Origin of the sequence: Mycolicibacterium neoaurum, from assembly GCF_036946495.1 — a bacterium.
GTDB classification, from domain to species: Bacteria; Actinomycetota; Actinomycetes; order Mycobacteriales; family Mycobacteriaceae; genus Mycobacterium; species Mycobacterium neoaurum_B.
The window spans coordinates 202,213-225,841 of the sequence record NZ_JAQIIX010000001.1 but is presented as its reverse complement, the minus strand read 5'-3'; the positions used below and the strand labels follow the sequence as shown (position 1 = coordinate 225,841).

Genomic DNA, 23,629 nt, shown 5'->3' with positions numbered 1-23,629 from the left:
ACCGACAAAACCGGTCAGCCGTCCCCGAGCAACTGGTCTGCGTCGAAACAACTGTGGTCACCGGTGTGGCACGCGCCGCCCACCTGGTCGACCTCCAGCAGCACGCTGTCCCCGTCACAATCCAGCCGAACCGAGTGCACGTACTGGGTGTGACCGGAGGTGGCGCCCTTGACCCACTGCTCGCCGCGCGAGCGGGAGAAGTAGGTCGCCTCGCGGGTTTCCAGCGTGCGGGCCAATGCATCATCGTCCATCCAGGCCACCATCAGGACGTCGCCGCTGCCCCGCTCCTGGACGACTGCGGTGAACAATCCGGCCTCGTTGCGCTTGAGCCGCGATGCGATGGCGGGGTCGAGATTGCCCATCAACGAACCTCGCTTCGATTCGCCGATGTCGCTTCGCTCATCGGACCCCACCTCGATTCGCCGATGTCGCTTCGCTCATCGGACCCCACCTCGATTCGCCGATGTCGCTTCGCTCATCGGACGGTGATCCCGTCGGCGGCCATCGCAGCCTTCACCTCACCGATGGTCAACTCGCCGAAATGGAAGACGCTGGCGGCGAGCACCGCGTCGGCACCGGCGTGCACGGCGGGCGCGAAGTGATCCACCGCCCCCGCGCCACCACTGGCGATCACCGGCACCGAGACCGCCTCGCGGACCGCGTGCAGCATCGGCAGATCGAAACCGGCCTTGGTGCCATCGGCATCCATCGAGTTCAGCAGGATCTCCCCCACCCCGAGCTCGGCTCCGCGGCGGGCCCATTCGACGGCGTCAATACCGGTGCCCCGGCGCCCGCCGTGGGTGGTCACCTCCCAGCCCGACCGCGTCGGCTCCTGGTCGCCGGGCACCGTGCGCGCGTCCACGCTCAACACGATGCACTGCGAACCGAACTGGCGGGACAGGTCGGCCAGCAGTTCCGGCCGCGCGATGGCGGCGGTGTTGACCGAGACCTTGTCCGCACCGGCGCGCAGCAGGATGTCGACGTCGGCGACCGACCGGACCCCGCCACCCACGGTCAGCGGGATGAAGACCTGCTCGGCGGTGCGACGCACCACCTCGAGCATGGTGCTGCGTCCCGACGAGGACGCGGTGACGTCCAGGAAGGTCAGCTCATCGGCCCCGGCGGCGTCGTAGGCCGCCGCCAGCTCGACCGGATCGCCCGCATCCCGGAGGTTCTCGAAGTTGACGCCCTTGACCACCCGGCCGTCGTCGACGTCCAGGCACGGGATCACCCTGACTGCGATGGCCATGTCAGTAATCCTCCGGTGCCCCGGCGGCGGCCACCAGCTCCAGGATGTCTCCGTGGATACCGGGGGCGGCGGCCAGCGCCGATTTCGATTCGATGGTCCATGGCTGCCCGGCCAGGTCGGTGACGATTCCACCGGCCGCCCGCACCAGCGCGACACCGGCCGCGTGGTCCCAGACATGATGACCGAAACTGATTGCCCCGCCCAGGATTCCGGACGCCACATAAGCCAGGTCGACCCCAGTGGCCCCGTGCATGCGGATCCGCGAGGACACCCGGCTCAGGTTGGCGAGCACCTCCACGCGGTAGCGGCCCGGAAACCGGCCGTGCGAGTCGATGTTGAAGGTCTGGATGCCGATGATGGATTCGGCAAGCCCGGTGGTGCCCAGGGCGGGCAGTTCGGTGCCGTTGTCGCGCAATGGCGCTCCGACCATGGCGGTGTAGCGGTTGCCGACAAACGGCAGCCAGGTCAGCCCGGCGACCGGAGTTCCCTCGTGCAGCAGCCCGAGCAGGATCGCGGCCATCGGTGAGCCTGCCGCGTAGTTGAACGTGCCATCGATCGGATCGAGCACCCAGACCAGCTCTGAATCCAGTGATTCTCCGCCGAACTCCTCGCCGTGCACCCCGATACCGGTGCGCTCGGTCAGCGCGGCCACCACCTGCCGCTCGATGGCCAGGTCCACCTCGGTGGCAAAATCGTTGCCCTGCTTGCGCACCGCCGAGTCGGCGCGGTGGCCTGCCACGAAGGGGCCCGACGCCTCGTCGAGGATCTCGGCGGCCGTCGCGACCAGGCCCGCCAGCTGCCCGGGTTCGAGCATCAGCCGCTGACCGCGCTGAGTGCCTCGGGAAGGGTGAATCGCCCTGCGTAGAGTGCTTTTCCGACGATGGCGCCCTCGACTCCACGATCGGTCAGGGTTGCGATGGCCCGCAGATCATCGAGGCTGGACACCCCACCGGAGGCGATCACCGGCGCCTCGGTGCGCTCGGTCACCGAGGCCAGCAGCTCCAGGTTGGGCCCGTTGAGGGTGCCGTCCTTGGTGACATCGGTGACGACGAAGCGCGAACAGCCTTCACCGACAAGGCGATCCAGCACCGGCCATAGGTCGCCACCATCGGTTTCCCAGCCGCGTCCGCGCAACCGGTACTCGCCGTTCTCCAGCTTCACGTCCAGACCGACGGCGACCTTGTCACCGTGCTCGGCGATCGCGGCGGCGCACCACTGCGGGTTCTCCAGCGCGGCGGTCCCGAGGTTCACCCGCCGGCAGCCGGTGCCCAGAGCGGCGCGCAGCGACTCGTCGTCGCGGATACCGCCGGAAAGTTCCACGGCGACGTCGAGCTTTCCGACGACCTCGGCCAGCAGTTCACGATTGGAACCGCGACCGAAGGCGGCGTCCAGATCGACCAGATGGATCCACTCGGCGCCGTCGCGCTGCCAGCCCAACGCCGCGTCCAGGGCCGAACCGTATTCGGTCTCGCTGCCGGCCACGCCCTGCACGAGGCGTACCGCCCGTCCCTCGACGACATCGACGGCGGGAAGAAGAATCAATGACACGTGCGGTTACCTTACTTGTCGTCTCAATCGAGGCTGTCGACCCAGTTGCGCAGCAGCGTCGCACCGGCGTCGCCACTCTTCTCGGGGTGAAACTGGGTGGCAGAGAGCGCGCCGTCCTCCACGGCGGCCAGGAAGGGCACCTGATGGGTCGCCCAGGTCAGCGTCGCGTCGGCCGCTCCGGTCCAGGTCTGTGCCGCATACGAGTGCACGAAGTAGAACCGGGTATCGGTGTCGAGGCCCTTGAACAGCACGCTCTCCGATGGCGCGTCGACGGTGTTCCACCCCATATGCGGGATGACAGGAGCGTCCAGCCGAGTGACCGCACCGGGCCATTGGGCGCAGCCGCGGGTCTGCACCCCGAACTCGACACCCTCGGTGAACATGATCTGCATTCCCACGCAGATCCCCAGCACCGGCCGGCCGGCGGTCACCCGCTCGGCGATCAGTCGCTCACCGTCGATCGCACGTAGCCCTGCCATGCAGGCCTCGTACGCGCCGACACCGGGCACCACCAAACCATCGGCCTGCAGCGCCGCGGCAGGATCGGCGGTCACCCCGACCTCGGCACCGGTGCGCTCCAGGGCACGCTGCGCCGAGCGCAGGTTCCCCGAGCCGTAGTCGAGAATGGTGACCTTCTTCGAAAGTCCCACGGTTACAACGTGCCCTTCGTCGAGGGCACACCGGTGACCCGCGGGTCGAATTCGACGGCCTGGCGCAGCGCACGGGCGACCGCCTTGTATTCGGCCTCGGTGATGTGGTGCGGATCGCGACCGTAGAGGGTGCGCACATGTAGTGCGATGCGGGCGTTGAAGGCCAGCGACTCGAACACATGCCGGTTGATCACGGTGTGATACGGCGCGGTCGAGCCGGCGCCGGATCCGGCAATGGTGAACTCCACCATGTAATCCGGCTCGCCGGTGTGCACGAAGTACGGTCGGCCGGACACATCCACCGCGGCATGGGCCAGCGTCTCGTCCATCGGGATGAAGGCGTCACCGAAGCGGCGGATACCCCGCTTGTCGCCGAGGGCCTGCCCGAGCGCCTGGCCCAGCACGATGGCGGTGTCCTCGATGGTGTGGTGGCCTTCGATCTCGGTGTCACCCTTTGCGTGCACCGTGAGATCGAAGCTGGCGTGGCTGCCCAGTGCGGTCAGCATGTGGTCGAAGAACGGCACGCCGGTGGTGATGTCGACCTGACCGGTGCCATCCAGGTCGATCTCGACGACGATGTCCGATTCGCGGGTCGTGCGTTCGACCTTGGCCCGGCGGCTCATGAGACTCCTTGGTTCTGCTTCAGGACGCCGGATTCGGCGATGGTGGCACTCACATCGAGGAAGACATCGTTTTCTTCGGCGAGGCCGACGGTGGTCCGCAGGTAGCCGGGCACGCCGACATCGCGGATCAGCACGCCGGCATCGAGATAGCGCTGCCAGACGGCCGGTGCATCGGCGAAACCGCCGAACAGCACGAAGTTGGCATCACTGGGGATGACGCGGTAACCCATGCCCGTCAGCGCCGACGCGATCCGACCGCGCTCCTCGATCAGTGTCTGCACACTGCCCAGGGTTTCGTCGGCATGGCGTAACGCGGCGCGTGCACCGGCCTGCGTCAGCGCGGACAGGTGATAGGGCAACCGAACCAACAGGATCGCATCGATGACGGCGGGATCGGCGATCAGGTAGCCCAGCCGGCCGCCGGCGAACGCGAACGCCTTGCTCATGGTGCGGGTCACGATGAGCTTGGCCGGATGGTCCGCGATCAGCCCGATGGCGCTGGGCTGCGAGGAGAACTCGCCATATGCCTCGTCGACGATCACGACCCCGGGCGCGGCATCGAGCACCCGGCGCAGCTCATCCGGCGTGACACTCTGCCCGGAGGGGTTGTTCGGGCTCGCCAGGAACACCACGTCGGGGCGGTGCTCGGTGATCGCCGCGACGGCACGATCGGTGTCCAGGCCGAAGTCCTCGGCGCGGGCCGCCTCCAGCCATTGGGTCTGGGTGCCGTCGGAGATGATGGGGTGCATCGAGTAGGACGGCACGAAACCGATGGCGCGCCGACCCGGACCGCCGAACGCCTGCAGCAGCTGCTGCAGGATCTCATTCGATCCGTTGGCCGCCCAGACATTGTCGACGCCGACGTCGACGCCGGTCTGGGCGCGCAGGTACTCGGCGAGATCGGTGCGCAGGGCCACCGCATCGCGATCGGGATAGCGGTGCAGTTCGGCGGCGGCATCACGCACGGACTCGGCGACATCGTCGACGAGCGCCTGAGTCGGCGGGTGCGGGTTCTCGTTGGTGTTCAGCCGCACCGGTACCGCCAGTTGCGGCGCGCCGTACGGCGATTTGCCGCGCAGACTGTCGCGCAGCGGAAGGTCGTCGAGGGTGATCCTGGCCGCGCTCACTGCTCGAACCTCCGCCGGACGGCCTCGCCGTGGGCAGGCAGATTCTCCGCCTTCGACAGCGTGATCACATGACCGGCAACATCTTTGAGTGCGGCCTCGTCGTATTCCACGACGTGGATACCGCGCAGGAACGTTTGCACCGACAATCCACTGGAGTGCCGGGCACACCCGGCGGTGGGCAGCACGTGATTCGACCCGGCGCAGTAGTCGCCGAGGCTCACCGGGGACCATGCCCCGACGAAGATCGCACCGGCCGAGCGCACCCGCGCAGCGACCGCCGCGGCATCCTCGGTCTGGATCTCCAGATGCTCGGCGGCATAGGCATTGACGACCTTCAACCCGGCCTCGACATCATCGACCAGCACGATCGCCGACTGCTTTCCGGTGAGCGCGACGGTGACCCGATCGCGGTGCACCGTGGTCTGCAACTGGGCGGCCACCTCCGCGTCGGCGGCGTCGGCCAGCGCCACGCTGTCGGTCACCAGCACGCTGGCGGCCATCTCGTCGTGCTCGGCCTGGCTGATCAGATCGGCGGCGACATGGCGCGGGTCGGCGGTGTGATCGGCAAGGATCGCGATCTCGGTGGGGCCCGCCTCGGCGTCGATACCGACCTGGGAGCGGCAGATGCGCTTGGCGGCGGTGACGTAGATGTTGCCGGGCCCGGTGATCATGTCCACCGGGGCGAGTTCTTCACCCGAGGTGTCGGCGCCGCCGTAGGCCAGCAGAGCCACCGCCTGCGCGCCGCCGACGGCCCACACCTCATCGACGCCCAACAGGGCGGCCGCGGCCAGGATGGTCGGATGCGGCAGACCCTGGAACGCCGGCGGGTTGGAAGCCTGCGGCGGACTCGCGATCACCAGCGAGTCGACACCGGCGGTCTGGGCCGGCACGACGTTCATCACGACGCTCGACGGGTAGACGGCGTTACCGCCGGGGACATAGAGCCCGACACGCTCGACGGGCATCCAGCGTTCGGTGACGACGGCACCGGGACCGAGCGTCGTCGTCGTATCGGTGCGGCGCTGGTCGGCATGCACCACTCTGGTGCGCTCGATGGCGACCTCGAGGGCGGCCCGCACATCGGCATCCAGGAGCCGGAGCGCCTCGTCCAGTTTCTCGGCGGGCACCCGGACGGCGTCGGGCAGCACGCCGTCGAAGGACTGACCGTATTCCAGCGCCGCCACGGCGCCGCGGGCCATGACATCGTCGACGATGGGACGGACCCGGGGAACCACGGCGTCGACGTCCACCCCGCCGCGCGGCAGGGTGGTACGCAGCCGGGCCACGGAAAGGTCCGCACCGCGCAGGTCGATGCGGGACATGAGCGATCCTGATGACGTCACGGGACTATTGTCCCAGAGCAGGCCAAATCGAATTCGGGAGCCGTCATGTCCGCGTCACCGTCACGAAAAGAACACCCCAATAACGCCACCGGTGTGCCAATGTTGGTGCCGCCCGCGCTGGAGAACTTCCAGATCAAGTACATCAACCCGCTGATGACGCCGTTGAGCCGCAAGATGCCGGGGATGAGTGTCATCCGGCACGTCGGGCGCACCTCGGGGACCGCCTATGAGACGCCGGTCACCGCTTATCGCAAGGGCGATGTGCTGGCCATCGGACTGATCCATGGGAAGACCAATTGGGTCAAGAATGTGTTGGCCGCCGGGTCGGCGGACATCACGGTCTCGGGCAAGGATCTGCACGTGGTCAACCCGCGGGTCCTGCCCGCGGGCACGGTCGACCGCTCCCTGCCGTTCCTCGCCAGGATGATGCTGCGCAAGACCGGGGTGTTCGTCGCCGATATCGCCTGACATCCGTAGGCGAAAATCGGTTGTGCCCTCCTGGAACAATCTGAGGTCATGACCTGGCAGGTATGGCTGGCGTTCGTCGGCGCCGCGATCGCGATCAGCATCGTTCCCGGCCCCGGCGCGGTGCAGTCGATGGCCACCGGGATGTCCGAGGGACTGCGTCGTGGTTGGTGGAGCGTGCTCGGGCTGCAGATCGGCCTGATGCTGCAACTGGTGTTGGTCGCAGCCGGAGTCGGTGCCATCGTCGCGGGTTCGGCGGTCGCGTTCACGGTCGTCAAATGGCTCGGCGTTGCCTACCTGGCCTATCTGGCGATCCGGCAATGGCGCGCGGCGCCAAGGGATCTGCGCGACGAGATGCAGGCTGCGGCACCGGGTAGCCGGCGCGCTCTGGTGCTGCGCGGATTCCTGGTCAACGCGACCAACCCCAAGGGGTTGGTCTTCTTCCTGGCCGCACTCCCCCAGTTCGTCACTCCGGCCATGCCGCTGTTGCCCCAGTATCTGGCGATCGGGCTGACGATGCTCGCCGTCGACATCGTGGTCATGGGCATCTACACCGGCCTGGCCGGGCGGATGGTCGGCTGGCTGCACAATGCCCGGCAGCAGACCTTCCTCAACCGCGCCATCTCGACGATGTTCGCCCTGGCCGCCGTTGTGCTGTCGCTGGTGCGCCGGGCTGCACCCGCCTGAGCCAGCAAATCCCATTTGGGCGCATTTTGTTGCCCAAGGAAGCCTTTTCCGCGCCAACGAATCGCGACAGCGATCACAGCCGCGGGGCAGTCCCCGCTCGGCGTAAACTGACAACTCCGTAAATACGCGCAAAAACCGCTGGTGTGCCGTAACTTCTGGCGCATGGCCGATCCCACCGCGCCGCCTCGCCGGCGTCGATTGACCCAGAAACCAGCCGCCTTTGCGCTCGGGCTCGGCATCCTCGCGGTGCCCCTCATACCGGTGACAGCTAATGCGGTTCTACCTGAGAGGGACTGGTCGGCGGATGCCGAGGACGTCACGCCGGTGGAATTGATCACCGACGACGGTGAGCGCATCGCGGTGGGTGCCATGGACGGCTGGCAGATCATCGATCGAGGTTCGTCGGTGATCATGGTCGAGGACGGCACCGTCGTCACGATCCAGGCCTATGACCGGATGGACCGCGACCCCTCGGCGGTGGCCCAGCGCCTGATGCGGGCCAACCGCCTCGAAGGGGTCAGCGCCGCACTCGACGGCGGGGTGATCAGCGGTAACGGCGCCACGCTCTCCGGCGACACCTGCGTTGCGGTGACCACCGATACCACCGGGACGTGCGCCTTCCTCTACGACGACGACGTTGTCGTATCGGTGATCGCCCTCACCGATACGGCCAGCCAAGGCCCCGATATCGAGACCATCGCCGGCCTGATCAGCAGGGAGAAGCAGCAGTGACCCAGACCGAGGCACCCGCCACGTCGACACCGAACGCCGTATCGAGCCCAGCCGGACCGGCCCGGGTGCCGGTGGTGTACCAGCCGCGTTCTGCGGTGTTCTGGCTGTACGTGATCACCCTGGTACTGAGCACCTACCTGCTGCTGAGCGCCGACGGCAGCGCCTTCGGCATGGTGATGGACGCGCAGCTCTGGTTGGCGCCACTGTGGATCGTCTTCATCGTCGTGCTGTTCTGGTTGATGTTCAAATTCGACCCGTACCGCAGCGCGCGGCGCTACCCGCAGGCGCTGCTCGCCGGAACCGCACTCGGGGGCACCACCGCATTGGTGATGGCCGTCAACGGCAACGTCGCGCTCGGCGGCGTCTGGTCGCGTTATCTGTCGCCGGAGACGATGGCGGCCTGGCAGGCGTCGCTGACCGCGCCGATCATCGAAGAAGCCTCCAAGGGCATGTGTGCGGCGGTCATCCTTGTGCTGTGTTCGTCGGTGTTCCACCGGATTTCGCACGCCCTGTTGGTCGGGATGTTCGTCGGGTTCGGTTTCGACGTCATGGAGGACCTGACCTACGCCACCCGGGAAGCGATCTACAGCCTGGACTCCGATCTCGCCGGTGCCATGCCGAACCTGATCCAGCGGGTGCTGACCGCAGTTCCCGCGCACTGGGCCTACACGGGGTTGTTCGCGGTGGGCGTCATGCTGCTGCTGCCCACCTTCACCGGTCCGCCGCAGTGGTCTTATGCCCGCCGGGTGCTGCTGGCCCTGCCGCTGATGGCCACCGCGTCCTTCATGCATTTCTTCTGGGACTCACCGATCGGCGGCGGATTGGTCAAGATCGCCGTCAGCCTGGTGGTGTTCCTGATCCCGGTGTGGTGGTTGCTGCGTTTCGAACGTCAGTGGGTGACCGAACGCATCGCGGCCGGACGCTCCGACGGGACTCTTGCCGCGGTGCCCGACGATGTTCTCGACTCACTGCCGACGCGCAAGGCGCGGCGTGCGCTGCGTAAGCAGGCTCGGCGTAGCGGCGGACGGCGTGCCAAGAAGGCGATGCGGCAGGTGCAGAACGACGCGCTGGAGCTGGTGCAGTCCTCGGGCTAACTGTCCAACCCGATGTCGAGCACCCGGACCGAATGGGTGAGCGCGCCGACGGCCAGATAATCGACGCCGGTGGCGGCGTACGCCGCCGCCGACTCGAGCGAAAGGCCGCCCGAGGACTCCAGTTTGGTGGCCGGTGAGCGACTGTCGCGGCGTTGCACGGCGATCTGGGTCTGCCACACCGGGAAGTTGTCCAGCAGCACCAATTCGACATCGGCACCGAGGATGTCGTCGAGCTGCTCGAGCGAATCGACCTCGACCTCACAGGCGATATCCGGCGCGGTGGCCCGCACCGCCGCAAGGGCGGCGAGCACCGAACCGGCCGCGGCCACATGGTTGTCCTTGATCAAGGCGGCATCACCGAGACCCATCCGATGGTTGACCCCGCCGCCCACCCGTACGGCGTACTTCTGCAGGGCGCGCATGCCGGGCAGGGTTTTGCGGGTGTCGCGGATGCGTGCACCCGTGCCGTCCACCGCGTCGACCCATTTGGCTGTCGCGGTGGCGATACCGGACAGATGACAGACCAGATTGAGCATCGTGCGCTCGGCCGTCAACAGACCCCGGGTGGGTGCCTGCACCCGCAGCAGCGCCTGACCGGGCTGCACCCGGGTGCCGTCGGCCAGCCGCTCGAGCACGGTGTAGCCGTCGGCACCCAACACGGCGTCGAGCACCAGGACGGCCACGTCGACACCGGCGGCGACACCGTGCTCACGTGAGGCCATGGCCGCGGTGGTGACCGCGTCTGCCGGCACGGTGGCCTCGGTTGTGACATCCGGGCCGTAGCGCAGGTCCTCGTCCAGCGCGCGCTCAATGAGGGCACGGGCCTCGGCGCGTTCGGCATCGGTCAGTGCGTGCATCTGCACTCCGTTCATCAGCTTGCCGCCAGCGGTGCGACCACCTTCGGCGCACCGGAATCATCGAGTCGCACGGTGGCGCTGTACGCCTGGGCGTCATCGCTGTCGGGATGGTCCGCGCGGTGGTGACAACCGCGGGATTCGTTGCGTGCCAATGCCGCCGCGGCCACGGCTCGTGCCGTGAGGGTAAGCGCCGCATCCTCGACACGCTGCCGGTCGGTCAGCGGGCGGTCGACGGCACCGGCGAGCACCGCGGTCAGCTGGTCCAGCCCGGCGGCATCGCGAACGACCGAAGCATCGCGACTCATGGCGTGCTGCAGCGTGCTGCGTTCCAGCATCGGCGCGCGCGGTGGGCCGTCGAACACCGCACGGGTGGCTCCCGCCTGCTCGGCGTGCGCGGCCGCGGCCCGGCCCGCGCGTCCGCCCATGACAAGGCCTTCCAACAGACTGTTGGAGGCCAACCTGTTGGCGCCGTGCATACCGGTGCGGGCCACCTCGCCCGCGGCGAACAAACCTGCCAGTTCGGTACGGCCGTGCACATCGGTGTGCACTCCTCCACAGCTGTAATGCGCACCCGGTACCACCGGGATGGGTTGGCGGACCGGGTCGATGCCGGCGGCCCGACAGGCCGCGGTGACGGTCGGAAAGCGCTCGGCGACATCGGGCACACCGGTCGCGTCGAGATAGACGCAGGCGTCCCCGGTGGCGCGCAGGCGCGCATCGATCGCGGCCGCGACCACATCCCGGGGCGCCAGGTCGCCGAGTGGATGCACGCCCGCGGTCACCGAACCACCGTGGCGGTCGACGAGAATCGCCCCCTCACCGCGCAGGGCCTCGGTGATCAGCGGTCGGCGGCCGCCGGCCGCTCCGGCGAACAGCATGGTCGGATGGAACTGGACGAACTCGATATCGCCGACCCCGACGCCGGCCCGCAAGGCCAGGGACACGCCATCGCCGGTGGAACCCACCGGATTGGTGGTGGCGGAATAGAGATGGCCCAGCCCACCGGTGGCGAGGATCACCGATGGCGCATGCAACAGTCCCGGTCCGGCCTCGCTGTGCACCAGCACACCGGTGACACCGGCACCGTCCCGGCAGATCTGCACCGCCACATGGTGATGGCGGATGTCCAGCCGCGCCGCAGCGGCATCGAGGGCGCGTTGCACCTCCGCTCCGGTGGCATCACCGCCGGCGTGGATGATGCGGCGGCGGGTGTGGCCACCCTCGCGGGTCAGCGACCACTGCCCGGGCCGGGATTCGTCGAACCGGGCCCCGTCGGCGACCAGTTCCGACACCGCGGCGTATCCGTCGGCGACGATGGATCGCACAGCGTCGGCATCGCATAGTCCGCCGCCGGCGGCCACCGTGTCGGCCACATGCGCCTGCACCGAATCCTCGGTGCTCGGCAGGACCACGGCGATCCCGCCCTGGGCATAGAAGGTGGCCGTCTCGCCGACCTTGCTGAGCACCACGACCTTTCGGCCCGCCCGCGCCGCGGCCAAGGCGGCGACCAACCCGGCGACCCCGGTCCCGATGACGACGACGTCAGCGCGCTGCTGCCAAAAGCCGGCACCACCGCACGCGCTGGTCCCCCGGGTCGCTGCGCTCCCGCCCCCGGGGGCGGTCATTCCCCGCCGCCGGGCTGCCCGATCTCGATCATGCGCTGCACACTCTTACGCCCGGCCGCGGCGACATCGGCGTCCACGTGCACCTCATCGGCACCCTCGACCAGGCAGCGCAGCAACGCCGCGGGGGTGATCATCTTCATATAGCTGCACGACGCCCGGTCGTTGACCGCGAGGAAGTCGACTTCCGGTGCCGCCCTGCGCAACTGGTGCAGCATGCCGACCTCGGTGGCGACCAGGACCTGGCGGGCGCGGGTCTCACGCGCGGCGTCGAGCATGCCGCCGGTGGACAGGATCTTCACCCGCTCCTCGGGCACGGCGCCCTCACCGGCGAGGTACAACGCCGAGGTGGCACAACCGCATTCGGGATGCACGAACAGCTCAGCATCCGGGTGCGAGCGGGCCTGCGCGGCCAGCTCGTCACCGTTGATACCGGCGTGCACGTGGCATTCACCGGCCCAGACGTGCAGATTTTTGCGGCCGGTGACACGGCGGACGTGCGCTCCCAGGAACTGATCGGGGCAGAACAGCACGGTGCGGTCTTCCGGGATGGAGGCCACGACCTCGACCGCGTTCGAGGAGGTGCAGCAGATATCGGTGAGCGCCTTGACTGCGGCGGTGGTGTTCACATAGGACACCACGACGGCGTCGGGGTACTCGTCCTTCCAGGCCCGCAGTTCGTCGGCGGTGATGGAGTCCGCCAGCGAGCAACCTGCGCGCTGATCGGGAATGAGCACCGTCTTGTCCGGGCTGAGGATCTTCGCCGTCTCGGCCATGAAGTGCACACCGCAGAACACGATCGTGCCTTCGGACGCCTCGGCGGCGATGCGCGACAGCGCGAGCGAGTCACCGACGTGGTCTGCCACATCCTGGATGGCCGGCAGCTGGTAGTTGTGCGCCAGCAGCGTCGCGTTGCGCAGATCAGCGAGCCTGCGCACCTCTGCGGCCCACTGCCCGTCGGGCACGATGCCGCCGTATCCGCCGGGGCCGTCGACGATGCGTGCAGCCAGCACGCTGGTGAGTGCGCCGGTGCGATCCAGGACCGTCATGGCAGTCTCCTTTTGCCTACCGAGGTTTTCGACTTATGATCGAAAACATGGCTCATCGTAGCACCGAACACGAAGTGCTCGCCGTCGTGCTCCAGGTTCGCCGGCTCGACACCAAAAATCCGCAGCTCAGCGTCTTGCTGTGGGAACGCGCGATGGATCCCGAACGCGGCGCCTGGGCACTGCCCGGCGGCCGCCTGCGTCACGACGAGGACATGATCAGTTCAGTTCGGCGCCAACTCGCCGAGAAGGTCGACCTGCGCGAACTGACCCACCTGGAGCAACTCGCGGTGTTCTCCGATCCGGCCCGGGTGCCGGGGGCGCGCACCATCGCATCGACCTTCCTCGGACTCGTGCCCTCCCCCGCCACCCCCGCGCTACCGCCGGACACCCGCTGGCACCCGGTGTCGAACCTTCCGCCGATGGCCTTCGACCACGGCACCATGGTCGAGAACGCATGCGCCCGACTGATCGCCAAACTGTCGTACACCAATATCGGTTTCGCCTTGGCACCAAGGGAATTCGCATTGTCGACATTGCGGGACATCTACAGCGCGGCACTCGGACACCCGGTGGACGTGACCAATCTGCAGCGGGTGCTCGAGCGGCGGCAGGTGATCACCAGGACGGGCACCACGGCCCGTTCCGGCCGCAGCGGCGGGCGGCCCGCGGCGCTGTACCGGTTCGCCGAGGACCGGTATCGGGTGACCGACGAGTTCGCAGCGTTACGGCCCCCAGGGTGAGTCGGACTGGATTCTTAGACGGTTCTTAAGTAACAATGCCCGGATGAACTTTGGCAGCTCCGCCGTATCGGATGCCGAATGGATCGGCGCCGTCCCGCATGAGGCGCTCGACCGACGCGCCCGCCCGCAGCTGCCCGAAGACGATCCGTTCTATGTGGCACCGGAGGGGTTCCAGCACGCCACCCCGGGCACCGTGCTGCGCAGCCGAGACGTCGAGCTGGCCTTCCTCGGCCTGATACCGCAGCAGATCCGGGCAGTACAACTGCTGTACCGAACCACCGATATGAACGGCAGGCCCGAGGCCGCCGCCACGACGATCGTCATCCCGGCGGAGCGTGGGCCCGAGCAGATCTGCCCGCTGGTCTCCTACCAGTGCGCGATCGACGCGATCACCTCGCGATGCTTTCCGTCCTATGCTCTGCGCCGCCACGCCATGGCGCCGGGCTCGGTGCCACAGTTCGAGATGCTGCTGATTGCCGCCGCGATCGCCGAGGGCTGGGCGGTCTCGGTGCCCGACCACGAGGGCGTCAACGGCAGCTGGGGTACGCCGTACGAGCCCGGCTACCGCGTCCTGGACGGCCTGCGGGCGGCTCTGAGCTCCGAACAGCTCGCGCTCTCCCCCGAGGCGCCGATCGGCCTGTGGGGCTACTCCGGTGGCGGGCTGGCCAGTGCCTGGGCCGCCGAGATGAGCGGAAGCTACGCACCGGAGCTCAATATCGTCGGCGCCGTCCTCGGCTCCCCGGTCGGCGACCTGGGCCGCACGTTCCGCAAGCTCAACGGCACCTTCGCCGCGGCCCTGCCCGCGCTGGTGGTCGCGGCGCTGGCCGATGTCTACCCCGGTCTGCAGCGGATCATCGCCGAGCACACCAGCGAATACGGCCGTGACCTGCTGGACCGGCTGCACCACATGACGACGGTGGAAGCCATCGTGCGGTTCTGGCGCACCGATATGGGCGATCTTCTCGATCAACCGCTGGAACAGATCCTGGCCACCCCCGAGGTGCAGCACGTCTTCGACGACATCAAGCTCGGTGCCGCGGTGCCGACCCCGCCGGTGCTGATCATCCAGGCCGTGCACGACGAGATCATCTCGGTGGACGGTATCGACGAGCTGGCCGACACCTACTCCTCCGGCGGCGCACACGTCACCTACCACCGGGACATGTTCAGCGAGCATCTGCTGCTGCATCCGATGTCCGCTCCGATGGCGTTGCGCTGGCTGTCCGATCGCTTCGCGGGCCGACCGCTCGGCGCCAACCTGGCGCGCACCACCTGGCCGACGCTGTTCAATCCGTCGACCTACCGCGGTATGGCGCGGTTGGCGGTCATCACGGCGAAGGTGCTGACCGGACGGCGTCTTCGCCGGCTGCCGCTGTCGGTTCTGGACCGCTGACCGGCACGACCGGCGGGTAGATCCCGGGATAGCGCGCCGGCGGCCACGCGCCGAGATCGTCACGAGAGGCCGATACGGCCAGCAACGCGTACGTCATCGCCGCCACCGCGGCCGGGAGCAGGAACGTGGCGGCCACGACGAGGGGGCCGTGGCCGAAGAACACCGCGGGAGCCTCCAACACGTAATGGACACGGTCGTTCTCGGTGACCGGGGCGGTGTCCACGTCGATGCTGCCGTAGCGCCAATGAACCAGCACCGCACCGATCCCGGCCGCGACCCCCACCGCGGCCGCCGCCCCCGCCGACAGCGCGGCCACCAGCACCGGACCTCGATGGGCTCGCCATTGCCAGACCGCCACGGCGGCGACGACGGCGACCACGCCCGCAAATCCGACGAGCAGGAACGCGCCGAGGAAGAGCTGGTCGGAGTCATTGCCCAGGTAGGCCTTGACCCGGTCACCGGATCGGGTGAGCGCGACGATGCCACGGGCCGGCGGCGCCAGCCATGCCCACAGCCCGCCGATCGGCACCCCGATCACCAACAACGCCAGGAACACCCGCAAAGCAGCGGCCCGCCGCGTGGTGCGCGGCGTTGCCGCAGGTTCGGCGACGATCATCGGCGCGCGTCGAGATCGATGGAGTCGACCGCGCCGTGCCGCGAGCATTTCGCCGACCAGCCGGTGGGGCGGACCTGGACGATCATCCGGCGCCCACACGCGGCGCAGAACCGCGGCGGTTCCAGACCCAACGCGGCCGCCGTCGGGATGGCCGTGCCTGCGTCGTCGCCGAGTTCGACGCCGGTGTAGAGGTTGTAAACACCGGCGGCCACCGGGGCCGGCAGCGCCTGGGATTCGTCGATCATCACCCTGTCAGTTCTACAGCGCGCCCTAGAGCGTCGCGTTGAGAGCCTTGATGGGCATCTGCAGATCATCGAGCAGTTCCAGATCGGCCTCGGCCGGCCGACCCAGTGTGGTGAGGTAGTTGCCGACGATGACGGCGTTGATACCGCCCAGGATGCCCTGCTTGGCGCCGAGGTCACCGAGGGTGATCTCACGTCCGCCGGCAAACCGCAACATGGTGCGGGGCAACGCCAGCCGGAACGCGGCGACGGCCTTGAGGGCCTCGGCGGCGGGCAGCACCTCCAGATCACCGAATGGCGTCCCCGGCCGCGGGTTCAGGAAATTCAGCGGCACCTCGTGCGGGTCGAGCTCGGCGAGATTGGCGGCGAACTCGGCGCGCTGTTCCAGCGTCTCGCCCATCCCGAGGATGCCGCCGCAGCAGACCTCCATACCGGCCTCGCGCACCATCCGCAGGGTGTCCCAGCGCTCTTCCCAACTGTGGGTGGTCACCACGTTGGTGAAGAAGGAACGGGCGGTTTCCAGGTTGTGGTTGTAGCGGTGCACGCCCATATCGGCCAGGCGCTGCACCTGTTCCTCGGTCAGCATGCCCAGCGAGCACGCGATCTGGATGTCGACCTCGTTGCGGATGGCCTCGATTCCGGCGGCGACCTGGGCGAGCAGTCGCTCATCGGGGCCGCGCACGGCGGCGACGATGCAGAACTCGGTGGCGCCGGTCTTGGCGGTCTGCTTGGCCGCCTCCACCAGGCTCGGGATGTCCAGCCACGCGCTGCGTACCGGGGAGGCGAAAAGCCCGGACTGCGAACAGAAGTGGCAATCCTCCGGGCATCCGCCGGTCTTAAGGCTGATGATGCCCTCGACCTCGACATCCGGCCCGCACCACTTCATCCGGACCTCGTGGGCCAGCTCGAGCAGATCGTCGAGTCGATCATCGGACAGCTGCAGCACCTGCAGCGTCTGCTCCTGGTCGAGACCGACACCGCGGTCGAGTACCTGCTCGCGCGCTACCGCCAGAATGTCGGTCATCAGTGAACCTCCGTCGTGGATGCCTTGAACACCGTTCAAGCTTGAACGGTGTTCAGGTTAAGGTAAGCGGGTGCAGCTCCACAAACGGGATGTGGTCGACGCGGCGACAGCACTGCTCGACGACTTCGGCATCGCCGACCTGACCATGCGCAGGCTGGCCCGTGACCTCAACGTCAGCCCAGGCGCGCTGTACTGGCATTTCGCCAACAAACAGGAACTGCTCGGCGCGGTCGCCGACCGGATCCTGCAACCGGCGCTGGAACAACCCACGACCGGCACCTGGCGTGAGCGGTTGGACACCGCGTGCCGCCGACTGCGCGACGCCCTGCTGTCACATACCGACGGCGCCGAACTGGTCTCGGCGAGTTTTGCGGCAGGTCAATCGACGGCGATGGCAGAGATCGTCACCTGGTTGAGCACCGCGGCGATCGAGGCGGGCGTGGCGGGCGCACATGCCGAACTGGCCGCCCGCACCGTCGTCTACTACGTGCTGGGGTTCACCGTCGACGAACAGTCCCGCCTGCAGTGGGACGCCGCGGGCGCCGACCTTCCCGAGAGCCAGACCGCGCTGACCGGTGATGCGGGCCAGCGCTTCGGATTCGGCCTGACCCTGCTGATCGACGGGATGGCGGCCTACAGGTCGCTCAGCCGGTGATCGGCTGCTCGATGCGGGCATTGCCGTCCCAATGACGTAGGCCGGCGAACCCGCCCTCGATCTCCTGCCCTACTGCGGCGATCTCGCACACCGCGGCCAGCTGCTCGGCCGCGACCCGACGGGCCACCGTCACGTGCGGCGTCCACCCGCCGGGACCGCTATGGGGTAGCGCACCGGACGTCATGTGCGGCAGGCAGATTCGATGCACCTGCGCATGCAGGTCCAGCAATTCGGCGGACGGGACCACCAGCAGCGCCACCGTGTAGCGACCGTGACCGAACACCACCGGCGCACCGAGGCGGCACGGCATCGGGAGGCGCGGGAGCGCCGCAACCGGTCGGTGTCGGCCGCGTGCGAGATGTCCTCGGCGACGGTCAGCGTGGTGTGCGGTCGGTTGCTCGCGCCGGTGTGATCGGCCTGGCTGGGTAGGTCGGCATCCTGCAGCGCGGTCCAGATCCGGCGCACCGCGGCATCGCCGGCGTCGTCGAGGGTCAACTCCACCGAATGGACCACGCGTCAGGCCAGTCCCGCGAGCCAGGGACGGTCGAAGGACTGCGCGGCGAGCGTCTCGAACTCCCGCGGAGTCACAGCCCCGGCGCCGGCAGGCAGCACCGCCCGGATCTCCCCCAGTTCTGCCAGCGCGGCCCGGTTCCCCTGCTCGGTGATACCGGGCTGCGACGGCCACGATCCGACGACCAGTCCGGCACTGTCCAGCCCGTGCCCGGCGAGGGCCTCCAAGGTCAGCGCGGTGTGGTTGAGGGTGCCGAGGCCGGGCGCGACGACCACCAGCACCGGAGCGCCCAGCTCTGCAGCCAGATCGCGCAGCGTCACGCCGTCGGCACCCAGTTCGACCAACAGACCGCCGGCGCCTTCCACGATGGTCAGCCGGCCGGGAGCATCGGCGGTCCGCACCGCGTCGAGCAATTCGGGCGCGGTCGGCAGTGCCAGCCCGGCCCGGTTCGCCGCCGCGACCGGGGCCAGCGGTTCGGGATAGCGCCAACCGCCGTGCAGCGCCGTGATACCGGCGAGCCTGCCGACCTCACCGAGGTCGTCGTCGCCGTCGACGGTTCCGGTCTGCACCGGTTTGCACACCGCCACATCGAGGCCGGCCAACCGCGCCGCACACGCCAACGCCGCGGTGGTGACCGTCTTGCCGACCCCGGTGTCGGTGCCGGTGACCATGACGATGCTCATCTGTTCTCGCTCACCCGAGAACCTCGGTCAGCACCTCACGGGCCAGCGCCATCTCCTCCGCGGTGAGGGCTGCCCTGGCCGTCAATCGCAGCCGCGAGGTACCCGCAGGCACCGTCGGTGGGCGGAAGCAGCCGACCCGCACGCCGCGGTCCAGACACGCCGAGGCAGCGGCGACGGCGACCTCGGGGTCGCCGAGGATGACCGAGACGACGGCCGAGGTCGGTTCCTCCGCGACATCGCAGATCCGGGCCAGTTCGGCCGCCCTGGCCAGTACCGCGCCCGCCAGCTGGGGCTGCGCGATCAACACCTGCAGCGCTGCCAGCGCGGCGCCGACGGCAGCCGGGGCCAACCCGGTGTCGAAGATGAAGGTGCGCGCCGTGTCGATGAGATGGGCCCGCACGACGGCCGGGCCGAGCACCGCCCCGCCCTGACTGCCGAGCGCCTTGGACAGCGTCGTGGTCATCACCACATCGGGCGCACCCGCCAAGCCGACCTCGTGCAGCACACCCTGCCCCCCGGCCCCGCGCACCCCGAGACCGTGCGCCTCGTCGACCACCAGCAGGGCGCCGAACCGACGGCACACCTCGTGCAGTTCGCGCAGCGGGGCCAACACCCCGTCGGTGCTGAACACCGATTCGGTGACCACCACGGCACGCTCCTCGGACCGGGCCGACAGCGCATCGGCGACCGCCGCGATATCGCGGTGCGGGGTCACCGCGACGCGGGCCCGCGACAGCCGGCACGCGTCGACGATCGAGGCGTGCGTCAACGCGTCGGACACCAGCAGCGAGCCGGGGCCGGTGAGTGAGACCAGCGCGCCGATGTTGGCGGTGTACCCCGAGGAGAACACCAGCGCCGACTCGAAGCCGGCGAACTCGGCGAGCGCGGACTCGAAGTGCTCGTGCAGTTCGGTGTTACCGGTGACCAGGCGCGAACCCCCGGCGCCGGCACCCCAGGTGCGCAGCGCCGCCACGCCGCCGGCCAGCACATCGGGGTGCTGGGAAAGCCCGAGGTAGTCATTGGATGCCAGATCGAGCTCGGTGCCGACGGGCGGCCGGGCCCGCAACGTGCGGCGCAGCCCTTGAGCGCGGCGGCGCTCCTCGACACCGGCCAGCCAGGCCAGTGGGGAAAGACCGGTGCGTGTCACTGGACGTCCTTTCGACACTTGAACACCGTTCAGGTTAATGCACGCGCGACCGCCACCATGCCCGCACCGATCTGACTCACCTCGTCCGACGTACAGATGAACGGCGGCATGGCATAGACCAGCGTGCCGAACGGCCGCAACCACAATCCGTGCTCGAGCGCGGTCTCGGTGGCCAACGCCATATCGACCGGCTCGGTCATCTCGATGACACCGATGCCACCCAGCACACGAACATCGGCCACCGAGGCCAGCTCGCGCGCCGGTTCCAGTCCGGCCCGCAGACCCGCCTCGATACCGGAGACCGCACCGCGCCAGTCCCCTTCCAACAGCAGCTCGACAGCGGCCACGGACACCGCACACGCCAGGGCGTTGGCCATGAAGGTCGGGCCGTGCATCAACGCGCCCGGGTCACCGCTACTGATCGTCGCCGCGATCTCCGCGGTGCACAATGTCGCAGCCAAAGTGACATACCCGCCGGTCAACGCCTTGCCCACACACATGATGTCGGGGCTGACACCGGCGTGGTCGGCGGCGAACAACTTTCCGGTTCGGCCGAAACCGGTGGCGATCTCGTCGAAGATCAGCAGGACATCGTGGCGATCGCAGATCCGGCGCAGCTCGACCAGGTACCGCGGATCGTGAAAACGCATCCCACCGGCACCCTGCACCACGGGTTCGACGATCACCGCGGCGAGCTCGTCGGCATGCTCGGTCAACTGCGCCTCGAAGGCGGCCACATAGTCGGCGTCGAACGGACCGGGCACCGCGGGCGCGAAGACCTGGCGGACCAGCACATCGCTCCAGATGGCGTGCATACCGCCGTCCGGATCGCACACACTCATCGGCGTGAAGGTGTCACCGTGATACCCACCCCGCCAGGTCATCAGCCGGTGCTTGGCCGGCCGTCCTCGGCTGCGCCAGTACTGCAACGCCATCTTGGCCGCCACTTCCACCGAGACCGAACCGGAATCGCTGAAGAACACGGTCTCCAGTCCGGCCGGGGTGATGTCGACGAGCAGTCGGGCCAGCCGGGCGGCGGGCTCGTGGGTCAGCCCGCCGAACATGACGTGGTTCATGGTGGCCAATTGCGCGCTCAACGCGGCATCCAGACGGGGGTGTCCGTGCCCGTGCACCGCGGTCCACCACGAACTCATCGCGTCGAGGGCGTCGATCCGACGTCCGCGGTGATGCAGTTCGAGCCAGGCGCCACGCGCGGCGGTGGCCACCACCGGCGGCAGCGCCGCGGAGCCCATGGTGCTGTAGGGGTGCCAGATGTGCGCGGAGTCGATCGCGCCGATCTCGGCCGGCGTCAACGCGGGCATGGCTCCGGACACTATCGCCTCACCCGGGCGGTGTGACGCCACGCCCGTGGCCTGAGGCACCCAGGATAATTGGGTAGATTGACTCCCCGACCATGATGACCCTCGCTCCAGCCCGACCTGCGCGTACCGATGGCCCGGTGTCCAGCACCGGAACCCGCACCTCGGGCTTCTATCGGCATGACCTCGACGGACTTCGCGGTGTCGCCATCGCACTCGTCGCGGTGTTCCATGTCTGGTTCGGGCGGGTCTCCGGCGGTGTGGACGTCTTCCTGGCGCTGTCGGGCTTCTTCTTCGGCGGACGGCTGCTGCGTTCGGCACTGGACGAGGCGACCGCCATCAGGCCGGTATCCGAGGTCATCCGGCTGGTCCGCCGGCTGTTGCCGGCGCTGATCGTGGTGCTGGCCGCCGCCGCGGTGTTGACCATCCTGATCCAACCGGAGACACGCTGGGAGACATTCGCCGACCAGAGCCTGGCCAGCCTGGGGTACTACCAGAACTGGGAGCTGGCCAATACCGCCGCGGACTATCTGCGCGCGGGTGAGACCGTCAGCCCGCTGCAGCACATCTGGTCGATGTCGGTGCAGGGCCAGTTCTACATCGCCTTCCTCGCCCTGATCCTGGCGCTGGCCTACACGCTGCGCGGCAGGCTGGGCAGGCACCTGCGGACCGTGTTCATCGTGGTGCTCACCGCCGTCACCATCGCCTCGTTCATCTACGCGATCCACGCCCACAACACCGATCAGGCCATCGCCTACTACGACAGTTTCGCCAGGGCGTGGGAGCTGACGCTCGGGGCGTTGGTCGGCGCCCTGGTCCCCTACGTGCGCTGGCCGATGTGGTTGCGGACAGTCATCGCGATGATCGCCCTGGCGGCCATCCTGTCCTGCGGCTGGCTGATCGACGGTGTCCGCGAGTTCCCCGGACCGTGGACGCTGGTGCCGGTCGGGGCGACCATCCTGTTCATCCTGTCCGCGGCCAACCGCGCGGCCGACCCGCACACCGACGGCGCACTGCCCGCCCCGAACCGGTTGTTGGCGACCCGGCCGTTCGTCTGGCTGGGCTCGATCGCCTACTCGCTGTACCTGTGGCACTGGCCGCTGCTGATCTTCTGGCTGGCCTACAGCGGTAAGGAACACGTCGGCTTCGTCGACGGTGCCGCGGTGCTGCTGATCTCCGGCGTGCTGGCCTGGCTGACGATGCGTTACGTCGAGACCCCGCTGCGCTACCGAGCACCGGCGCGATCGACGACGGCGGCGACGGTTCCGTGGCGCGCGCGGCTGCGGCGCCCCACGATCGTGCTGGGCTCCTTCGTGACGCTGCTGGGCGTCACACTGACCGCGACATCGTTCACCTGGCGCGAGCACGTGACCGTCGAGCGGGCCAGCGGCAAGGAGCTCTCGGGGCTCTCGGCCAGGGACTACCCCGGGGCACGGGCGCTGATCAATCACGCGAAGGTTCCCAAGCTGCCGATGCGCCCGACGGTGCTGGAAGCAAAGAACGACATCCCCGAATCGACCCCGGCCGGGTGTATCAGTGACTTCGACAATGTCGACGTCATCAACTGCACCTACGGGGACAAAGAGGCCACCCGCACGATCGCCCTGGCGGGCGGCTCCCATGCCGAACACTGGATCACCGCTCTCGACCTGCTCGGCAGGCTCCACGATTTCAAGATCGTCACCTACCTCAAGATGGGCTGCCCGCTGACCACCGAGCAGAAGCCACTGGTGATGGGCGACAACCGTCCCTACCCGAAATGCCGGGAGTGGAACGAGAAGGTCATGCCCAGACTGCTGGCCGACAAACCGGACTACGTCTTCACCACCTCCACCCGACCGTGGAACATCAAACCCGGCGACGTGATGCCCAGCCAGTACCTCGGTATCTGGCAGGAGTTCCTGGACGCGGGAATCGACGTGCTGGCCATGCGTGACACTCCATGGCTGACGCGTAACAACAAGCCCTATTTTCCCGCCGATTGCCTGGCCAGTGGCGGCGACGCCATCTCCTGCGGTATCGATCGGGCTGAGGTACTGTCCGACACCAACCCCACACTCGACTATCTGGAACGGTTCCCCAACCTCAAGCCGCTCGATATGACCGACGCCGTGTGCCGACCGGACTTCTGCCGGGTAGTGGAGGGAAATGTGTTGATGTATCACGACTCTCACCATCTGTCGACAACCTACGTGCGCTCCATGACCAACGAACTCGGACGGCAGCTGGCAGCCGCGACCGGCTGGTGGTGAC

The 23,629-nt window shown here is 68.3% G+C and carries 25 protein-coding genes and 1 pseudogene; 8 read left to right on the top strand and 18 right to left on the bottom strand.

Annotated elements, in window-relative coordinates; translation table 11 throughout:
- Positions 1 to 14: 14 nt before the first annotated feature.
- The 8 genes from hisI to hisD all read right to left on the bottom strand — a co-directional run bounded on the left by hisI (position 15) and on the right by hisD (position 6,519).
- Complete coding sequence (gene hisI, locus PGN27_RS00940; RefSeq protein WP_335324397.1) at positions 15 to 362, bottom strand: phosphoribosyl-AMP cyclohydrolase; 348 nt, start codon at positions 360 to 362, stop codon at positions 15 to 17.
- A gap of 113 nt (positions 363 to 475) precedes the next feature.
- Positions 476 to 1,249 (bottom strand): imidazole glycerol phosphate synthase subunit HisF, encoded by a 774-nt coding sequence (gene hisF / locus PGN27_RS00935; RefSeq protein ID WP_335324396.1) that lies wholly within the window; start codon positions 1,247 to 1,249, stop codon positions 476 to 478.
- A 1-nt stretch (position 1,250) separates the two neighbouring features.
- Complete coding sequence (locus PGN27_RS00930) at positions 1,251 to 2,063, bottom strand: inositol monophosphatase family protein (protein WP_335324395.1); 813 nt, start codon at positions 2,061 to 2,063, stop codon at positions 1,251 to 1,253.
- On the bottom strand, positions 2,063 to 2,797 hold the full coding sequence (gene priA / locus PGN27_RS00925; RefSeq protein WP_335324394.1) for a bifunctional 1-(5-phosphoribosyl)-5-((5-phosphoribosylamino)methylideneamino)imidazole-4-carboxamide isomerase/phosphoribosylanthranilate isomerase PriA: 735 nt from the start codon (positions 2,795 to 2,797) through the stop codon (positions 2,063 to 2,065). The genes PGN27_RS00930 and priA overlap by 1 nt, the downstream gene beginning before the upstream one ends.
- 23 nt (positions 2,798 to 2,820) lie before the next feature.
- Positions 2,821 to 3,447, bottom strand: coding sequence for an imidazole glycerol phosphate synthase subunit HisH (gene hisH, locus PGN27_RS00920; protein WP_335324393.1), 627 nt, complete (start codon positions 3,445 to 3,447; stop codon positions 2,821 to 2,823).
- Between the two features lie 2 nt (positions 3,448 to 3,449).
- Positions 3,450 to 4,070 carry an imidazoleglycerol-phosphate dehydratase HisB gene (gene hisB / locus PGN27_RS00915; RefSeq protein WP_335324392.1) on the bottom strand — a complete coding sequence of 207 codons (621 nt, stop codon included), beginning with the start codon at positions 4,068 to 4,070 and terminating at the stop codon, positions 3,450 to 3,452.
- Positions 4,067 to 5,197: a histidinol-phosphate transaminase gene (locus PGN27_RS00910; protein ID WP_335324391.1), complete on the bottom strand. Its 1,131-nt coding sequence runs from the start codon at positions 5,195 to 5,197 to the stop codon at positions 4,067 to 4,069. The genes hisB and PGN27_RS00910 overlap by 4 nt, the downstream gene beginning before the upstream one ends.
- Positions 5,194 to 6,519, bottom strand: a complete 1,326-nt coding sequence (hisD, locus tag PGN27_RS00905; protein WP_335324390.1) for a histidinol dehydrogenase — start codon at positions 6,517 to 6,519, stop codon at positions 5,194 to 5,196. Before hisD ends, PGN27_RS00910 begins: the two co-directional genes overlap by 4 nt.
- 66 nt (positions 6,520 to 6,585) lie before the next feature.
- On the opposite strand from hisD, the gene PGN27_RS00900 reads away from it, so the two are divergent.
- The 4 genes from PGN27_RS00900 (at position 6,586) to PGN27_RS00885 (ending at position 9,518) form a co-directional block, all read left to right on the top strand.
- Positions 6,586 to 7,008, top strand: coding sequence for a nitroreductase family deazaflavin-dependent oxidoreductase (locus tag PGN27_RS00900; RefSeq protein WP_335324389.1), 423 nt, complete (start codon positions 6,586 to 6,588; stop codon positions 7,006 to 7,008).
- Between the two features lie 48 nt (positions 7,009 to 7,056).
- Positions 7,057 to 7,692 (top strand): LysE family transporter, encoded by a 636-nt coding sequence (locus tag PGN27_RS00895; protein WP_335324388.1) that lies wholly within the window; start codon positions 7,057 to 7,059, stop codon positions 7,690 to 7,692.
- Between the two features lie 162 nt (positions 7,693 to 7,854).
- Positions 7,855 to 8,424, top strand: a complete 570-nt coding sequence (locus PGN27_RS00890; RefSeq protein WP_335324387.1) for a hypothetical protein — start codon at positions 7,855 to 7,857, stop codon at positions 8,422 to 8,424.
- Entirely contained in the window at positions 8,421 to 9,518 is a 1,098-nt protein-coding gene (locus PGN27_RS00885) for a PrsW family intramembrane metalloprotease (RefSeq protein WP_335324386.1), read from the top strand. The genes PGN27_RS00890 and PGN27_RS00885 overlap by 4 nt, the downstream gene beginning before the upstream one ends.
- Here the strand turns inward: PGN27_RS00885 and nadC are convergent.
- The 3 genes from nadC to nadA are packed head-to-tail and all read right to left on the bottom strand — an operon-like array spanning position 9,515 to position 13,046.
- Positions 9,515 to 10,375 carry a carboxylating nicotinate-nucleotide diphosphorylase gene (gene nadC, locus PGN27_RS00880; RefSeq protein WP_335324385.1) on the bottom strand — a complete coding sequence of 287 codons (861 nt, stop codon included), beginning with the start codon at positions 10,373 to 10,375 and terminating at the stop codon, positions 9,515 to 9,517. The two genes, PGN27_RS00885 and nadC, sit on opposite strands and share 4 nt — an antisense overlap.
- A 14-nt stretch (positions 10,376 to 10,389) precedes the next feature.
- Positions 10,390 to 12,000, bottom strand: coding sequence for an L-aspartate oxidase (locus PGN27_RS00875; protein ID WP_335324384.1), 1,611 nt, complete (start codon positions 11,998 to 12,000; stop codon positions 10,390 to 10,392).
- Entirely contained in the window at positions 11,997 to 13,046 is a 1,050-nt protein-coding gene (nadA, locus tag PGN27_RS00870; RefSeq protein WP_335324383.1) for a quinolinate synthase NadA, read from the bottom strand. The genes PGN27_RS00875 and nadA overlap by 4 nt, the downstream gene beginning before the upstream one ends.
- Before the next feature lie 47 nt (positions 13,047 to 13,093).
- On the opposite strand from nadA, the gene PGN27_RS00865 reads away from it, so the two are divergent.
- Together PGN27_RS00865 and PGN27_RS00860 are read left to right on the top strand one after the other, a co-directional pair.
- Positions 13,094 to 13,786 carry an NUDIX hydrolase gene (locus PGN27_RS00865; RefSeq protein ID WP_335324382.1) on the top strand — a complete coding sequence of 231 codons (693 nt, stop codon included), beginning with the start codon at positions 13,094 to 13,096 and terminating at the stop codon, positions 13,784 to 13,786.
- A 43-nt stretch (positions 13,787 to 13,829) separates the two neighbouring features.
- Positions 13,830 to 15,179, top strand: coding sequence for a lipase family protein (locus PGN27_RS00860; RefSeq protein ID WP_335324381.1), 1,350 nt, complete (start codon positions 13,830 to 13,832; stop codon positions 15,177 to 15,179).
- On the opposite strand, the gene PGN27_RS00855 is transcribed toward PGN27_RS00860, so the two are convergent.
- From PGN27_RS00855 to bioB, 3 genes are read right to left on the bottom strand one after another with little or no spacing between them, the layout of a single operon-like run.
- Positions 15,115 to 15,795: a DUF2567 domain-containing protein gene (locus tag PGN27_RS00855; protein ID WP_335324380.1), complete on the bottom strand. Its 681-nt coding sequence runs from the start codon at positions 15,793 to 15,795 to the stop codon at positions 15,115 to 15,117. The two genes, PGN27_RS00860 and PGN27_RS00855, sit on opposite strands and share 65 nt — an antisense overlap.
- Positions 15,792 to 16,040 (bottom strand): biotin synthase auxiliary protein BsaP, encoded by a 249-nt coding sequence (bsaP, locus tag PGN27_RS00850; protein ID WP_418888510.1) that lies wholly within the window; start codon positions 16,038 to 16,040, stop codon positions 15,792 to 15,794. Before bsaP ends, PGN27_RS00855 begins: the two co-directional genes overlap by 4 nt.
- 25 nt (positions 16,041 to 16,065) lie before the next feature.
- A complete protein-coding gene (gene bioB, locus PGN27_RS00845) occupies positions 16,066 to 17,061 on the bottom strand; it encodes a biotin synthase BioB (protein WP_335324378.1) in 996 nt (331 codons plus the stop codon).
- A gap of 70 nt (positions 17,062 to 17,131) precedes the next feature.
- On the opposite strand from bioB, the gene PGN27_RS00840 reads away from it, so the two are divergent.
- Positions 17,132 to 17,716 (top strand): TetR/AcrR family transcriptional regulator C-terminal domain-containing protein, encoded by a 585-nt coding sequence (locus tag PGN27_RS00840; RefSeq protein WP_335324377.1) that lies wholly within the window; start codon positions 17,132 to 17,134, stop codon positions 17,714 to 17,716.
- On the opposite strand, the pseudogene PGN27_RS00835 reads toward PGN27_RS00840, so the two are convergent.
- The 4 genes and pseudogenes from PGN27_RS00835 to PGN27_RS00820 form a co-directional block, all read right to left on the bottom strand.
- Positions 17,706 to 18,229 (bottom strand): annotated as a pseudogene (locus PGN27_RS00835) (2'-5' RNA ligase family protein). The gene PGN27_RS00840 and the pseudogene PGN27_RS00835 overlap by 11 nt on opposite strands.
- Positions 18,230 to 18,232: 3 nt before the next feature.
- Positions 18,233 to 18,910: a dethiobiotin synthase gene (gene bioD / locus PGN27_RS00830; protein WP_335324376.1), complete on the bottom strand. Its 678-nt coding sequence runs from the start codon at positions 18,908 to 18,910 to the stop codon at positions 18,233 to 18,235.
- A gap of 10 nt (positions 18,911 to 18,920) precedes the next feature.
- Positions 18,921 to 20,057, bottom strand: a complete 1,137-nt coding sequence (locus tag PGN27_RS00825) for an 8-amino-7-oxononanoate synthase (protein ID WP_335324375.1) — start codon at positions 20,055 to 20,057, stop codon at positions 18,921 to 18,923.
- A gap of 29 nt (positions 20,058 to 20,086) precedes the next feature.
- On the bottom strand, positions 20,087 to 21,379 hold the full coding sequence (locus PGN27_RS00820; protein WP_335324374.1) for an adenosylmethionine--8-amino-7-oxononanoate transaminase: 1,293 nt from the start codon (positions 21,377 to 21,379) through the stop codon (positions 20,087 to 20,089).
- A gap of 92 nt (positions 21,380 to 21,471) precedes the next feature.
- On the opposite strand from PGN27_RS00820, the gene PGN27_RS00815 reads away from it, so the two are divergent.
- Positions 21,472 to 23,628, top strand: coding sequence for an acetyltransferase SucT (locus tag PGN27_RS00815; protein WP_335324373.1), 2,157 nt, complete (start codon positions 21,472 to 21,474; stop codon positions 23,626 to 23,628).
- Position 23,629: the final 1 nt, after the last annotated feature.

Bases quoted from the DNA above. Each gene is read 5' to 3' on its own strand.
- PGN27_RS00895 (WP_335324388.1), top strand. From the start codon at position 7,057: ATGACCTGGCAGGTATGGCTGGCGTTCGTCGGCGCCGCGATCGCGATC.
- hisI (WP_335324397.1), bottom strand. From the start codon at position 362: ATGGGCAATCTCGACCCCGCCATCGCATCGCGGCTCAAGCGCAACGAG.
- PGN27_RS00900 (WP_335324389.1), top strand. From the start codon at position 6,586: ATGTCCGCGTCACCGTCACGAAAAGAACACCCCAATAACGCCACCGGT.
- PGN27_RS00865 (WP_335324382.1), top strand. From the start codon at position 13,094: ATGGCTCATCGTAGCACCGAACACGAAGTGCTCGCCGTCGTGCTCCAG.
- PGN27_RS00855 (WP_335324380.1), bottom strand. From the start codon at position 15,795: ATGATCGTCGCCGAACCTGCGGCAACGCCGCGCACCACGCGGCGGGCC.
- PGN27_RS00860 (WP_335324381.1), top strand. From the start codon at position 13,830: ATGAACTTTGGCAGCTCCGCCGTATCGGATGCCGAATGGATCGGCGCC.
- PGN27_RS00815 (WP_335324373.1), top strand. From the start codon at position 21,472: ATGATGACCCTCGCTCCAGCCCGACCTGCGCGTACCGATGGCCCGGTG.
- nadC (WP_335324385.1), bottom strand. From the start codon at position 10,375: ATGCACGCACTGACCGATGCCGAACGCGCCGAGGCCCGTGCCCTCATT.
- bsaP (WP_418888510.1), bottom strand. From the start codon at position 16,040: ATGATCGACGAATCCCAGGCGCTGCCGGCCCCGGTGGCCGCCGGTGTT.
- hisD (WP_335324390.1), bottom strand. From the start codon at position 6,519: ATGTCCCGCATCGACCTGCGCGGTGCGGACCTTTCCGTGGCCCGGCTG.
- hisF (WP_335324396.1), bottom strand. From the start codon at position 1,249: ATGGCCATCGCAGTCAGGGTGATCCCGTGCCTGGACGTCGACGACGGC.
- PGN27_RS00930 (WP_335324395.1), bottom strand. From the start codon at position 2,063: ATGCTCGAACCCGGGCAGCTGGCGGGCCTGGTCGCGACGGCCGCCGAG.
- nadA (WP_335324383.1), bottom strand. From the start codon at position 13,046: ATGACGGTCCTGGATCGCACCGGCGCACTCACCAGCGTGCTGGCTGCA.
- PGN27_RS00875 (WP_335324384.1), bottom strand. From the start codon at position 12,000: ATGACCGCCCCCGGGGGCGGGAGCGCAGCGACCCGGGGGACCAGCGCG.
- hisB (WP_335324392.1), bottom strand. From the start codon at position 4,070: ATGAGCCGCCGGGCCAAGGTCGAACGCACGACCCGCGAATCGGACATC.
- bioB (WP_335324378.1), bottom strand. From the start codon at position 17,061: ATGACCGACATTCTGGCGGTAGCGCGCGAGCAGGTACTCGACCGCGGT.
- PGN27_RS00890 (WP_335324387.1), top strand. From the start codon at position 7,855: ATGGCCGATCCCACCGCGCCGCCTCGCCGGCGTCGATTGACCCAGAAA.
- PGN27_RS00820 (WP_335324374.1), bottom strand. From the start codon at position 21,379: ATGCCCGCGTTGACGCCGGCCGAGATCGGCGCGATCGACTCCGCGCAC.
- bioD (WP_335324376.1), bottom strand. From the start codon at position 18,910: ATGAGCATCGTCATGGTCACCGGCACCGACACCGGGGTCGGCAAGACG.